Origin of the sequence: Geomonas silvestris (assembly GCF_014193515.1) — a bacterium.
In the GTDB taxonomy this organism is placed as follows: Bacteria; Desulfobacterota; Desulfuromonadia; order Geobacterales; family Geobacteraceae; genus Geomonas; species Geomonas silvestris.
Genome location: NZ_BLXX01000007.1, coordinates 127,639 through 140,733 on the forward strand (window position 1 = coordinate 127,639; position 13,095 = coordinate 140,733).

The following is a 13,095-nucleotide window of genomic DNA, read 5'->3' on the forward strand; positions in this document are numbered from 1 at the left end:
TTCCAGCGTTCCTGGTCACACTGCTAGTTACCCCGGATTCGAGCTGTTGCAGGAGTCGCAGTGTTCCAAGGCAGACGCATACCTGGTGTCGACCCTCCCCACACAGTGGCAAAAGTATGCCTTGTTCGTTAAGTCGTGCGAACTGATGGGTAAGGCCGGCAGTCCTTCCGGCTTTCAAATTGTGTCGGTATGGGTAGACGAGTACTTTCAGGAGAAATATCCTCGGCAACATCCTCGTTGGGAGCCCTTCCCAAAGGCTTTGATTCTCGATTCCCACCTTAAGGTGGTAGGCACACTTCCAGTCGTCTATCCGCGCGATGACATTACTTTTCCTGATGTGTTTTACGGTAGGTGGATTACAAACGTTCCCACGGAAATCAGAATCGACGTCGAGAACCCAGCCGAGGGCGGAGACTACTACTATGCCGCTCTCGTCTGGGACGAGTCATCGCATTCCTACCGCAGCCATGGTACGGAGGCCATAGATGGCACAAGACCAAGGTAACCCGGCTGATAAACTCCGCGCCGCGTGTCAAGCCGCCTTCCAGAAATACCCGGACTCTTGCAGTACGGCAGTTTGGCATGTCATTAGACAATACAGGCCAAGCCAGCCATACTTGATGGCTAATGACCTATTAGACGCTCTCGGTTCAAGTCCTGACTGGCAGGAGGTGCCTCTGAATCATGTCAGTACCGTAGCAAATGAAGGTGGCGTCGTCGTTGGAGGATTAAAAGAACCGGGACACGGACACGTTGCTGTTGTCTATCCAGGTGAAGAAAAACTGAACGGTGGATTCACTTATATCAGCAAGAAAACCGGAAAACCGGTGGAAGCAGCTGCAACGGGCACGTACCCATTGGCAATGTCAACAACCATGGGCGCCTGGCCAGGAGCTAAGAGCAACGGAGATAAGACGGTGAGAGATCCTTGGCCGGCCGAAAAATTTAAGGCCGTCCAGTTCTGGAGATACATCGGCTCAGTTGGAGCCGCCTCTAGCCCTCCTAGAACCAAAGAAAGGTGGACCATGAAAAGTCAGAGGGGGCTAGCCTACTCCAAAGGGTGCGAGCGGCACGGCAACATAAAACGTTGGCAAGCGGAGGAAGATTCACTTCGCCTATCTCCAGGAAGGCCAAGTAACGTCATCAGGTGGGTGCGGTAAGGACAAAATACAGCAGGCGAAAAGGTGGCTGGGTTCTCCACGTGCTGACTATATTTTCGTTGTCGGTATCCCCTTGACAGGTATACTATGGCCGTTGCATGGATCGTGACTTTTTCGGGAAAAGCTTTAAAGCAGAAAACGAAACTGCCGGAGCGGGTCCGTTTGCTGCTCTTCCAGCTTGCTCGAGACATTGAGTTTTCCGGTGCGGTGAGGGGAGAGGTAGTGCGGGACAACGTCTCGGTGGAGATCATCTATGCAGGAACCCACGAAAAAGCACCATACTGACGAATTGGTAAGCGTCACTCTTCAAGTCAGGCGAAAAGACCTGTCGTTGTTGAAGAGGTACGCAGAAGCGCTGCGCAGCGAAGAAGGATCCTTTTCCGTCGCCGAAGTTTTTCCGGAGTATGCCGGGCGTGAGCAGCAGGTGGCCCTGCGGGCTTACCGTCATCGGGAAGGACTCACCCAGAAGCAGCTTTCCGAGCTTTCCGGGATTCCCCAGCACCACATAAGCGAGATGGAAAACGGCAAGCACACCATCGGCAAAGACCGTGCTCGGACCTTGGCACAAGCCCTCAACTGCGACTACCGCCAACTGCTGTAGGATGTTGCCGGGGATATGATTGGCAACGCCTCATAACCGTGCAAACGCCAGCTTGCGGTCTAGCCTCCCTCCGTATCGTCTCCTTTGACTCGCCTTTCCCCTGTGTTCCTCTGTGCGCCTCTGTGGTCAGGGCTCTTGCCTTTGATCGGCGTCTCAAGATCCAGTCCCCAGTCCAGGTTCCAGGTTTATCCGCGGAAATCAGCACAATCCGCACAATCCGCGTTCAAAGAAGTTGAACTTGTCTTTGGTTTCAACTCCATAACGGGGTTCCCGCCTTCGTCTTTCCTCTGTGTTCCTCTGTGCCCTCTGTGGTGGGGCTCTTGCCTTTGCCTTGAGCTTAAGGTTTTACCTGATTCACGAATCTCCCCTGGTACTTGGCCGACCCGATGCAGCGCTCGAAAACGAACTGGCAGATCCGGGTCCCTGGATAAAGCGCCAGCGGCCCGCGCCCCAGGTTCACGATTTCCAGCACCTGCTGGTTCGAGATCCCCGGTTGCATGAACCCCGCCGTCACGTGGATAGCCAGGCCGAACCGGGCGAACCGGCTGCGCCCCTCAAGCCATCCCGCGACATTCTCCGAAAGCGTGATCCGTTCCCTGGTGATCCCCAGGATCATCTCGCAGGGTGCGATGGTGATGAACTCTCCGTCCGTGAGGGAAACCAGATCCGTGACATCGGCGAAGTCCGAGTCGTTGTGCACGTGATAGATCCCGGCCTCCTTCTTGAAGACCCTGAAATCGTTCCCAAGCGTAAGGTCCACCGATCCCGGCCCGATCTGGGAATCCTCCAGCGGATCGACGCAGACCTCCCCGCGCCGTATCGCCGCCCGCAGCTCCTCTCCTACCAAAATCGACATAGCTCCCCCTTCCTTTCGACACCTGCAGGATGACGTCTTGATTCCTTTCCTAGCCTTATCGGCAAGGCCCAGGTGAACGGAAGTGCTGAAATCCTATCGTAGCATTTTTCCGTGTCGACTTTTATCTGCAGTGCGTCCCGGAACAGGCACACAGGCACAAGCCGCCACGAAGGTTGTTCCGGAATTTCCAGGAAGCATGAACAGGTTGCTACCCACCACCAATGGCAGCCGAGCGTTCTCCATGTTGAAAAGGTTCATCCGAGATTCCGGAAATGCGGAAAGGGCTGCCATCAACCACTGCTGTCAGCCCAGCGTTCCCCACTTTGAAAAAGGGGGACAGGGGGGATTTGCCACGTCTTCAGTGTTTTCAAGCAATAAGCGACAGTTCGATGGTGAGTTTTTCGTAGGGAGCCCGGATGTGGTTCTTCGCGTCCCGTTCTATAAGCCCCGATTCTTCCAGTATCTTCACGTCCTGGTGCACGTTCTTGTAGTTGCGCTCCAGCAGCGCCGCCAGTTCTCATTACGGGATGTCACATGGTAAAAGGCACCTGGGAACTCAAGTCGAAGCGACCGCGCCATAATCCCCCTCCAGACCTAGGAGCCTAAAGCACAGCAACGATCGCCTAAATGTAAAAAGTGGAGCTTTGCCCCCTCGGAGGCCCCCAAAAGTTGACCCCACCCAAGATCTCAATCACCGCGCCGCTCCTCCCTTTGCAGAGGTTCTTTCGGAAATTCTAGGAAGCCTGGATAAGGTTGCCACTCGCCACCAATGGCAGCCCGACGTTCCCCACTTTGGAAAAGGGGGGACAGGGGGGATTCGCTTTGCAGTCAGCGCCTTAGCCTTTTCAGCCTACCCCCTACCCCGCTCATCGCTTTAAAGAACGGAAGCAGGTGGGCAATGTCAAGCTGAGACCCCACAGGCATTCCGACCCCACAGGCATTCCAAGCCAGCCCTCCAGATGTTGCCCTTTATATCAATTTAGGTAATAATCTCGGGAAGGATGCTGACAGGAGGAGCCCATGCGCAGTGTTACCCTACGACTGGACGACGACTTGGACCAAAGGCTGGGGAACTTAGCACGCCAGACAGGCCGGACCAAAAGTTATTTTGCCAAACTAGCCCTGCAAGAGTTTCTTGACGAGCAGGAGGATTACGTACTTGCCATAGCGTCTCGCGACCGCAATGAATCGACTGTCAGCCTGGATGACCTGGAGAGGGAGCTTGGTCTGGCGCGTTGAAATCAATGAGACTGCGCGCAAACAGATAAAAGCGCTTGATCGAAAAGCTCAAGTCGCTATAGTTGCCTACCTGCGAGAGCGGATTCTTGAAACAGGCAATCCACGCAAGGCAGGAAAGGCCTTAAAAGGCAACTTGGGAGACCTCTGGCGTTACCGAGTTGGTGATTATCGAATAGTATGTGAAATTATGGATGAAGTAGTTACCGTCCTGGTCATACGAGTTGGACACAGGAGTAACATATACAAGAGGTTATAGGTAAGACAGCCCTGCCCTCCCTTAGCCTATACAGCTACGCCCCTACCCCGCTCATCGCTTCAAAGAACGAAAGCATGTGGGCAATGTCAAGCTCAGCCCCCTCAGAAGTTCATAAGGCCGAAGCGAATTTGGTAGAGCGTCTTTAGGGGTCAAAGCTCCACTTTTTACATTACTCCTTCCTAAGCGCCTGAGTAATCGCGGCTATGGTCTCGCCAAGAACTTTGTCTGTTTCAGCTTCCTCATGCATACGCTTACTGGCCAAAGACACTGCAGAGTCGCCGATCCCAAACCTTCCCCCGATGGCCTTAAGGCTCATTCCCCCGTAGCGGTGGCAGAAGTAAAGACTGATCCGCCTTCTCAATCGATCCGCTGAGGGGGAAGGAATCACCCTCTCGACGGTCTCCACGATTTCATCAATAGTAAGGTGCGGAGCAAGGCTGCGTACCGCCGGCACACTCCGGTCAGGCTTGAGAGTTCTCGTGACGGTCTCCGAAATCTCTGCAGTGAACGGTTCCGTTCCCAGGAGTGTTTCAGCAATGGCCTTTTCCAGCGGGCTGCATAAATCGTCATCTCCTTTGGCATCTACAAAATTGCGGTAGCGCGCGACATCTCCATCCGGTTCGAAACTGGAGAGGACCAGATCGGTGTAGAGCCAACGGGGCGTCTCAGCAAGACCTAGGTAGGAGCGGTAACTTGACCACTCGTATTCCTCCGGCCTTTCAACCAGTCCCGCACGTACGGGATTCCGGTGGATATACCTTGAAAGCTCAATGGCATACGCTTCAGCTTCGACAAGGATTGAGGTGAACCTTCCATGAAACAAGTGACCGGATCTTTTGCGCTTAACGTTGAAGTAGGTGGTATAGGATCCGTTGAGGTACTGCAGGATGTGGGATAGGTTACCGCGAGGAGTTTCAAGCAAAAGGTGGTAGTGGTTTGACATGAGGCAGAACGCATGCACGACGGCAGCGTAGCGATCGGCCGCAGCCTCAAGGTATCCGTAGAAGTGTTCCCGGTCGGCGCGTGCCTTTCACCATGTAACGTCCCGGGGTAACGAAAAAGACCTGTTCCACCTGGACGACGTGCGGACGACCGACTCTCCAAATTAACCGAGTTGCAATACTGCAATCCAGGCCTTGGAAAAGAATCAGACGGTGCCGTACTTCTGCGCGAAACTTTGATCGGACATGGTCAAGAAGAGGATCCCCTCTATAAAACCGATCAACGCCGGGATAAAGGTCCAGCAAAAAATGAGGAACAGGATGCCCTGCCCCGCCTTTCCCAGATAGAACTTGTGAATCCCGAAGCCGCCCAGTAGCAGGGCAAAAAGCGCCGCAGCCAACTTGTTCTTACCATTTGGAGCAGCCACGCCAAGCCCCGAACTTGAATACTGCCGAACACCGCATTTCGGACAAATCTCTGCTTTCATCTTGATGGCTTCACCACATTCAAAGCAGAATTTCTCATCAGCAAGTTTCATTTCCTGAGGCATGGTTTCTCCTTTACCATGTTTTTTCCAGTAACCCTAGTTTGCCTTACCAAGAAATACCTTGTGCTTATCGAGCATGGTCTGCCAGTCCGGGCTCTTGCGGAGGTTTGCCAAATCGCCGTCCTTTCGGAGTGCATTGTAGTCATTGAACCCGTTGGTGAGAGCTGAATCGATCGCCACGATCCCCCGCCCCACCTGGTTGCGCAAGGAAAACCAGCAGGCTAGGTTGTAGTAGTTTTTGCCGTCCTTCGGACCGAGTTCAACGGCCTTTTTCAAATCATCTTCGGCCAAATCAAATTTTTTCTGCTGCATGTAGGCGACTCCGCGATTGGAGTACGCTCCCGCGTAGGAAGGATTGGCCTGAATCGCGTTGGTGAACTCCTTCACCGCGTTTTTAAAATCGTGCCGCGCGGCGTACTGCATCCCCTGCTGAAAGTGCTGCTTTGCCTCCAGAGAGCTCTTATTCGAGCCGGCGGGTACAGGCTCGTTTACCGGTGGCCGCGGCTGTTTCGCCACCTCGCCTCCGCTACCCGAATAACAGATCATATCCCATTGCTGCCGTGTCGCCTCCTTCAACACGGCGTCATTCGGCTCCGCCTTCAGGTTCTTGAGCAGCCCCGTCCAGCGCTCCTTGGCACCCTGTCCGGTTAGCATCTGAATCCAGTTCAGTGAAAATTCCTTGCGCTCCTTATTGGCCACCAGGATTACCCGTATCTTCCATGGATCGACCTTTATTGAACGCTTCCCGGCCTCATCGAGATACTTCTGGAACAGTTCCAGCGCATTACCATCCGAGAGGTAGACCGTGCGGTTGGCAGCAGTCTGGCTTTTTTGCAGCAGGACGTTGCAGATATCTTCGGCAACGGCATCCCGCGCTACCACCTCGAGGAGGACAATCAACATGATAAACGGAACCGGCATGATCTTTAAGAACAGTTGACCCATGGCACACCTCTGTGGTCTTAATTTGGCACTGCGGCAGAAGGCTCGAGACTCGCGTTTTTTACCGGATCCGGATCTCTCTGGAATTTCTTCATACTCGCATTGTTGACCATGATCTCGAAATCGCGGCGGTAGTTGCCTTCGTCGAGGTTCTTGGTGTGCATCTGGGAGGCCTGCACCCTTTGGCAGTTGGCGAAGTCCTCATGGCACTGAATGCGCTGCCGGGAGAGGTCGACAGCCGAAGCTTCACAGATGGCCACCGCTTCCCCGAAGAAAAGTGTGATCAGGAAAACGAGAAAGAATTGGGTCATGCCGAATCCCCCTGAACCACGAATTGTGGAGATCAGCAAGATCAGCACGGTTCCCAACCCGACCAGAATCCAGTCCCTGGTCTCGGGGGCGTTATGCGGTCTTCCGGTCCGGTTTTTCCAGCGGTAAAAAAGGAGATTTCCGGCACCGAGCCCCTGCAGAAATCCACCCAAACCCAGGATGAAGGCGAGAACGAAGATGAACGGGTTGATATCCCCGGAAAGGGCCGCCTGGACCCCCATGACGACGACCTCAGCTGAAAGGGCAAACCAGAAGGCCAGTTTGAAGCAGAAGATGGAGCCCCACTTCGGGCACTCGCCCTGCAGTTCTCCCCGCACGGCCTTTTTCCAGATCGCCGCAGGAGGATCGGTGAATGATGTATAGCCGCTGCTGATACTGCGCATCATGCTGTCGGCATAAGCATAGGCATTCTCTGCACCATTTTGTGTGTATATGTTGCCGGCCACCCGCTCCATCTCGTCATAGATGCACTCTTTCTCCAGCAAAAAGCTGAGATCGAGGTTCCATTCATTGTCGTCTGGCCTGAAATGCCGCTTCTCGGCGCGCTTCCCGTACTCCAAGGCAATCATTCTGTACCTCCCAAGGAAAAGTTGGTCTGAACCTAGACAGCACCAGGCAACCGGCATTACTCATGTTTCAGCTTGATCTGCAGGGTCAGCACCTTTTTTTTCCCGAGTGCCTGAACCGGTGCAACCGCATAACTTGCCGGCAGGGGGGCGGCCTCACCTACCTCCTCCTCGATGACCAGGTCCTTAGCGCCTGGGACGTGGGCATCTGCCAGCATCTGCCTGGTTTCCTGTTCGGGGAGACTTTTGGTACCCGGAGCGAGGTCGGGCATCGGTTTTTCCGACAGCATGACCAGCAACGTCTCCTCACCGGGGAGGTTGTCGAACTTGAGGCTGGAGTCGAAGGGAACCGCATAGGTGATCTTCGCCTTTATTCCGTTGGCGACCCCTTCGGCATTGGGGAACAACACCCGCGAAGCACCTGACGATCCAACTCCGACGACGTACAGGTAACCGTTGCGGTTGGCCTGCAGGTTCAATTTGATGCGATCACCACTGCGGAAAGTTCTCGATGCCGTAGTCCGAGAGACTTTCCCGTTCGGCTCGATCAGATCAACCCAGTAGGAGATGCCGAGGTAGTTTTGGGCAGTCTCCTTGGTCTTCTTTTTCTGGGCAGGCTTCTTTTTCGTTTTGGTAGAGGTCTGAACCGATACGTCCCCCTCATCATAGAAAAGTGCCTTTGCTCCGGACGCCGACGCGTCGGTGGCATAGATTCCAGCAAGAAGTATTGTCAGCAGGGTGATTTCACGTTTCATGTCGTTCCTCCCTTTAAAATTGCACTCCTTTTACCAATCTCTCTTTGACGCGATGACCTGCGGGTGCTGGTCGGCGTTTTTCTCCTCTTTTACCCCCAGTATGACTTTCGGCTTGGCGGATGCGAATGCGGTTCTCAGGCCGCGTCCCTTTTTCAGCTCCTGGAGCAACTGATAGGTGAAGAAGCTCGCCTTGTAGTTTTCCGATTCCCACGATCTTTCTCCTGCGTCGCTGGCACTTACGATTACCTTGACGCCGCCGTTTCCCTCTCGAGCTTCAGGAGAGGTCTGCTCCTGCTCAACGACGATGTCTTTGGCACCAAGCAGGCTCTTGGCCATCGCCTCGCGGGAAAGTCCCTGGTTGTCGTCATCGAAGCTGATCGATTTGGAGCCTGGGTGGTAGAATCCGTCAATCCCCTTGAATGCTGCGCCGCTGTAGCAGACGTCGAGCACTATGTACACGTGCCCCGCGCGCGTCCGTTCCAGAAACGACTTGAGCGTCTTGGAGGGGAAGGAACTCTCCGCCATGGTGAAGTGGTTCTTGAAGACCGTATCGTAGGTGACGATGTTCAGGCTGCCGTCGTAAATCGGAGCCCCATGCGAACTGAAATAGACAAAGACCTCGTCATCTTCACCGGCCTTTTGTCTGATAGCTTCAATGGAGCGCTGGATGTTTTTCCCCGTGGCGGTCTCATCTACCAGAAAGGTGACATTGTCAGGCTGGTACTGAGCGTAGTCTACGAGATAGCTGCGCACCTGTTCTGCGTCATCCGCCGCATATCTCAGGGTATTTTTCCCGTTCCGGTCATTTTGGAACCTGCCTACCCCCACAACCAGGGCAAACTTCTCCGGTTTGCCGCCGGACCGCCGAACAGGCTGTGGTTTACTCACATGCTCCGTCTTTTTCGTTGGGAACAGCAACGCGAGGCTTTCTGCCCACTCACGCACCTTCACGTTTTCGGGCACCACCGGGGAGGTCCACTTCACTCCGACCACGGACTGCGCCAGGGAAAACGCGAGGCTCACCTCTCGGCTGTCCTTGTAGCTTCCGCCGAGAAGCACCCTTCCCTGCCGGTCGAGCTTCACCTCGGCGTTGTTGATGCCGTTGTCCCTGAACATCGAGTCAATCATGATCAGGTGGGCGCTGGATATCGGTGATCCAGCTGCTTCAGCTGTTAAACATACAACGAGCTGCAGCAGCAGACCCAGGACAAAAACCTCGAGGATACGCACCATGCATGTCACTCCGTTATCTTGCAGAGGCTCGCGGAAACCCACGCCGAGGCTCCGTCCTCAAGTTTGACCTGGCACCATTTTTTACCACCTACCGTTATGGTGGTCTGGAGGGCAAATTTTTCCCCTCTGTTCGCTTTGGCGACGAGCTTCGAGCTAGCATCGGGATTCACGCGCAGGTTCGCGACTTTCGCCGTTATCTCTACCTGCTGGACGTTTTCGCTGCTGAGGTTCTTGCTGCCTACGGCAGAGGCTAACTCCACAGGTTTTGGTGTCGCATGTTCCGCCTCCACACGGGCCACCCGGGCACCTTTTCTATCCAAGTCATCTTTTGCCTTGGCAAGGATCGCCCCATCGTTCGTGATGGTGAGCGGCACTTCCTTTTGGTCGTATTTCCCATCCATATCGACCCTGAACGCTATGAAGAACTTGGCTTCTTCGGCATTAGGGGGAATAGGAATTTCTGAGGTCGCTTTTCGTTTACCTGGCTGGACCACTACTTTTTCCTGTGATTTGCCGAGTTCGACGAACTTTTTCTTATAGGGATCGAAGATCTTCAGGATGATCGTCTCGGTGATTTCAACCTCTTTCTCTTCTGGCGTCATCACATAGTACGAAGCGTTCAGACTCGGCTTGTCCCCGGGGGCTATTGCTACCGGGTCGACAGAGAGTTCTTTTATCTTGGTCAGCGTGCCCTGGCGTGGCTGGTAGTCGATTTCCTTTCGTACCGTTGAGTATGGAAGGTCCTCCGCGCTTTTCACCTTGGTAAAGGCAGCAAAACAGTGTCCCCAGGCATAGGCAAATGCCATGGCCCCGCCGGCAGCGGCGCCTATACCGGCTTTTGTAGCAGTATTTTTGGCCCCTCCGCCCGTTGCCAACGCGATAAGGACACCGGCTGTTGCTCCCAGAATTGCACCACCAGTGGTATAAGAAGCGATGCAGGCCTGCGGCGAGCTCCAAGTAAGCTCACCGTTTCGCCCGGTTGCACAGGAGCAAAGAACGAATACCGACAGCATCAAACTTCCGATTAATCTGGTGGTGCCTTTCATCGTTTCCTCCCTGGAGTCAACGGCTCGGTTCGTGTCAGATAATCCCTCGTACCAAACCACGCCCACACGCTCAGGCCGCTTTATCCTTCCGGCCATTCAACTAATGGCATCAAGCCAAGCCAATCTGGATGGATTCGCAATTTGCCTGATCGCCAGCTTCGGCCCCGGAATTGGCTGCAACTAACATTCCTTTTGTGTATCTGCACGAATTAACGGTCTTTACTGATCGATACGTGAAGGGATGTGTTAGGATTCTCGACAAATCTTTTCTCACAAAGAGCTAAGGTGTAAACCAATCCGACACAATTAGTATCTTCTTTTACTAAAGTGGTCGACAATATCGCTCAACCTTCAGCTGAATTAGATCCAACAAATTGCCAGACAGGCATTAGACTTGCTAAATGATTAGGCAAACAGACGGTGGGAAAAGGGAGACCCTATACAGATACGGCAAGTGAAACCAATACGTGTAGGATTATACTGAGCACACACTAGAATTTTTCGGATATCGTTTCAAGTAAGGGGTAAAGGTTTTGACTTTCAGCTTTGCCTGCTCTAATCTACCGACAACTCACGAGGTCACCACGCTTGCAGTATCAACGCTATTCCAGAGGACAAGCAAGACCGATGCAGAACTACTGCGCAGACTTTACCAAGCTCAACCGCGCACCGGGGCCAATGTGGGGAGAGGAGACCAAGCGGCGGGCACCGCATAAGCCTATTCTGCTGCTCGCCGTCCTCGACCTGGTGCACCGCGGCGTCATCACCTCCCCTTTCATCTCCATCTCCGGCGACCTCGTCGAGCTGAACGAACTCTTCAACCTCTATTGGCAGTGCGTGGTGCCGCTCGGTCAGACCAGCAGCATCGCCTTCCCCTTCTCCCGTCTCAATAACGAACCGTTCTGGGAACTCGTCCCAATTCCCGGCAAATCGATTACTCAAGCGGTAATCAACAATACCTCCTCGGTTTCCTACCTGAGAAAGTACGCATTGGGCGCCAAGCTCGATGACAACCTCTTTGCCATCATGGCCACCGACACCGGCCGGGAGGGGCTTCGGGAGGCGTTACTGCAATCGTGCTTTTCTCCTGTTGCTCAGATCCTGCTGCGCGAGCAGTCTTCCATCAACCGCGAGGCGTTCGACTACGGCACCCTTCTCGAGAAGCAGGCGCATCAGCAAGTGGCGGTAGAACTTCCACCAGACGACTATCGCCCCGTTGCCAGAAGCCAAGGGTTCCGGCGTTCGATCATCAGGGCCTACGATCACCGCTGCGCTTTATGCGGAGTCCGCATCATCACACCAGATCAGCAGACAGCGGTCGATGCCGCGCACATCGTACCGTGGAGCCAAAGCAAGAACGATGACATCCGAAACGGTATGGCCTTGTGCAAGCTCTGCCACTGGGCCTTCGACAGGGGGATGATTGGAGTAGCAAATGATTACAGCGTGATCACCTCCCGCCATATCGCAGCTAATGCAAACGTCCCCGGTCTTCTAACGACACTAGCGGGCCGCGGTATCATCCCGCCTGCTGATAAAGACCTGTGGCCTGCGCAGCACTATCTGGTTGAGCATCGGAAAGCGTGGAGACTGTAAGCAAGTTTCAAAAGGAGCAGTAGATGGGTCGTCAAAGAAAATCCGATGCAGAAAAAGTCATTGAGCTAGTTAGCAGGTATCCGTGGTGGATAGGAATAAGCCTCGCTCCCCTTTCCTTTTTCTTTTTAAACGCAGTAGCTGGTCGTACAATCGCAGCACCTCAAGGCTCGCTCACTGCAGTAATGTTTTTTATGCTAGTCAAGGTTTTCGCAGGCATCGGTCAATATTTTTTCCCACTCATTTTCGTACTGGGCGGTCTAGTTTCAGCAATTACTGCAGCCCGAAATAAGAAACTATACGACCGTGTCGCTTCATCTCAGGCCAAAGCCTCCATGGACAGCATCACATGGGGCGAATTCGAGAGCATTGTTGGTGAGTACTTTAGGAGGCACGGTTTCGTTGTGCAACGAAAAGGAGGGAACGGTCCCGATGGTGGCGCGGACTTGGAGTTGCACAAGAAGAGTGAGTGCTATCTAGTTCAGTGTAAACAGTGGAAGGCGTACAAGGTTGGCGTCCAGCCGGTACGGGAACTTTATGGTGTGATGGCTTCCAGGGGAGCGGCCGGCGGGTTTGTGGTTACATCAGGTGTATTCACTGAGGAGGCCAAGAAGTTTGCCAGAGGTCTCAACGTTGAACTGATCGATGGGGATCGACTGAAGACCATGATGGAGGAAGCCCGAGAAAAGGTGTCGGCGCAAGTTCCTCCTTCACCTCAGACTCCCTCCTGTCCCAAGTGCGGGTCACAAATGAAAAAGAGAGTTGCGCGGCAGGGTGCACAAGCCGGCAATGAATTCTGGGGCTGCTCGACCTACCCCAAGTGCCATGGGACGTTACCCCTGCAACAGTTACCGCAAGAGCCAGAGATTGCGCCATCTTTCAATCTGATAAAGAAGTCCTGTCCTGTGTGTGGAGGAGACCTCGTCCTCCGTCAATTCCAGAGCGGGCCGAAAGCAGGGCAGGAATTCTTAGGGTGCATTCCATGCAAGAAAGGCTGGCCGCTCAATGCCGGAGGCTGAGCTTTACAGA

General features: G+C 54.0%; 14 protein-coding genes and 1 pseudogene. 6 read left to right on the forward strand and 9 right to left on the reverse strand.

Annotated features, from left to right (window positions below):
* Nucleotides 1–485: 485 nt before the first annotated feature.
* Together GMST_RS12690 and GMST_RS12695 are read left to right on the forward strand one after the other, a co-directional pair.
* Nucleotides 486–1,160 carry a hypothetical protein gene (locus GMST_RS12690; protein WP_183355032.1) on the forward strand — a complete coding sequence of 225 codons (675 nt, stop codon included), beginning with the start codon at nt 486–488 and terminating at the stop codon, nt 1,158–1,160.
* Between the two features lie 253 nt (nt 1,161–1,413).
* Nucleotides 1,414–1,761: a helix-turn-helix domain-containing protein gene (locus GMST_RS12695; RefSeq protein WP_183355033.1), complete on the forward strand. Its 348-nt coding sequence runs from the start codon at nt 1,414–1,416 to the stop codon at nt 1,759–1,761.
* A gap of 337 nt (nt 1,762–2,098) precedes the next feature.
* Here the strand turns inward: GMST_RS12695 and dcd are convergent, their stop codons facing one another.
* On the reverse strand, nt 2,099–2,617 hold the full coding sequence (gene dcd, locus GMST_RS12700) for a dCTP deaminase (RefSeq protein WP_183355034.1): 519 nt from the start codon (nt 2,615–2,617) through the stop codon (nt 2,099–2,101).
* Nucleotides 2,618–2,984: 367 nt separating this feature from the next.
* Nucleotides 2,985–3,131, reverse strand: a complete 147-nt coding sequence (locus GMST_RS22715) for an HVO_A0114 family putative DNA-binding protein (protein WP_443093443.1) — start codon at nt 3,129–3,131, stop codon at nt 2,985–2,987.
* Nucleotides 3,132–3,637: 506 nt separating this feature from the next.
* Here GMST_RS22715 and relB point away from each other — a divergent pair.
* Nucleotides 3,638–3,856, forward strand: coding sequence for a type II toxin-antitoxin system RelB family antitoxin (gene relB / locus GMST_RS12705; RefSeq protein ID WP_183355035.1), 219 nt, complete (start codon nt 3,638–3,640; stop codon nt 3,854–3,856).
* Nucleotides 3,822–4,112 (forward strand): type II toxin-antitoxin system RelE family toxin, encoded by a 291-nt coding sequence (locus GMST_RS22600; protein ID WP_371873123.1) that lies wholly within the window; start codon nt 3,822–3,824, stop codon nt 4,110–4,112. The genes relB and GMST_RS22600 overlap by 35 nt, the downstream gene beginning before the upstream one ends.
* A 169-nt stretch (nt 4,113–4,281) precedes the next feature.
* Here GMST_RS22600 and GMST_RS12715 read toward each other — a convergent pair.
* The 7 genes and pseudogenes from GMST_RS12715 to GMST_RS12745 all read right to left on the reverse strand — a co-directional run.
* Nucleotides 4,282–5,118, reverse strand: a pseudogene (locus GMST_RS12715) (transposase); the annotation flags it as partial.
* A gap of 141 nt (nt 5,119–5,259) precedes the next feature.
* Nucleotides 5,260–5,604: a TM2 domain-containing protein gene (locus tag GMST_RS12720; protein WP_246399540.1), complete on the reverse strand. Its 345-nt coding sequence runs from the start codon at nt 5,602–5,604 to the stop codon at nt 5,260–5,262.
* A 33-nt stretch (nt 5,605–5,637) separates the two neighbouring features.
* Nucleotides 5,638–6,546: a tetratricopeptide repeat protein gene (locus tag GMST_RS12725; RefSeq protein ID WP_183355037.1), complete on the reverse strand. Its 909-nt coding sequence runs from the start codon at nt 6,544–6,546 to the stop codon at nt 5,638–5,640.
* A 17-nt stretch (nt 6,547–6,563) separates the two neighbouring features.
* Entirely contained in the window at nt 6,564–7,442 is an 879-nt protein-coding gene (locus GMST_RS12730; RefSeq protein ID WP_183355038.1) for a hypothetical protein, read from the reverse strand.
* 56 nt (nt 7,443–7,498) lie between these two features.
* Nucleotides 7,499–8,194, reverse strand: coding sequence for a DUF4384 domain-containing protein (locus GMST_RS12735; protein ID WP_183355039.1), 696 nt, complete (start codon nt 8,192–8,194; stop codon nt 7,499–7,501).
* 30 nt (nt 8,195–8,224) lie between these two features.
* Nucleotides 8,225–9,427, reverse strand: a complete 1,203-nt coding sequence (locus tag GMST_RS12740; RefSeq protein WP_183355040.1) for a caspase family protein — start codon at nt 9,425–9,427, stop codon at nt 8,225–8,227.
* Between the two features lie 5 nt (nt 9,428–9,432).
* Entirely contained in the window at nt 9,433–10,473 is a 1,041-nt protein-coding gene (locus GMST_RS12745) for an SH3 domain-containing protein (protein WP_183355041.1), read from the reverse strand.
* Between the two features lie 627 nt (nt 10,474–11,100).
* Here GMST_RS12745 and GMST_RS12750 point away from each other — a divergent pair.
* Both GMST_RS12750 and GMST_RS12755 read left to right on the forward strand, forming a co-directional pair.
* On the forward strand, nt 11,101–12,069 hold the full coding sequence (locus GMST_RS12750; protein ID WP_183355042.1) for an HNH endonuclease: 969 nt from the start codon (nt 11,101–11,103) through the stop codon (nt 12,067–12,069).
* A 23-nt stretch (nt 12,070–12,092) separates the two neighbouring features.
* Entirely contained in the window at nt 12,093–13,085 is a 993-nt protein-coding gene (locus GMST_RS12755; RefSeq protein WP_183355043.1) for a restriction endonuclease, read from the forward strand.
* Nucleotides 13,086–13,095: the final 10 nt, after the last annotated feature.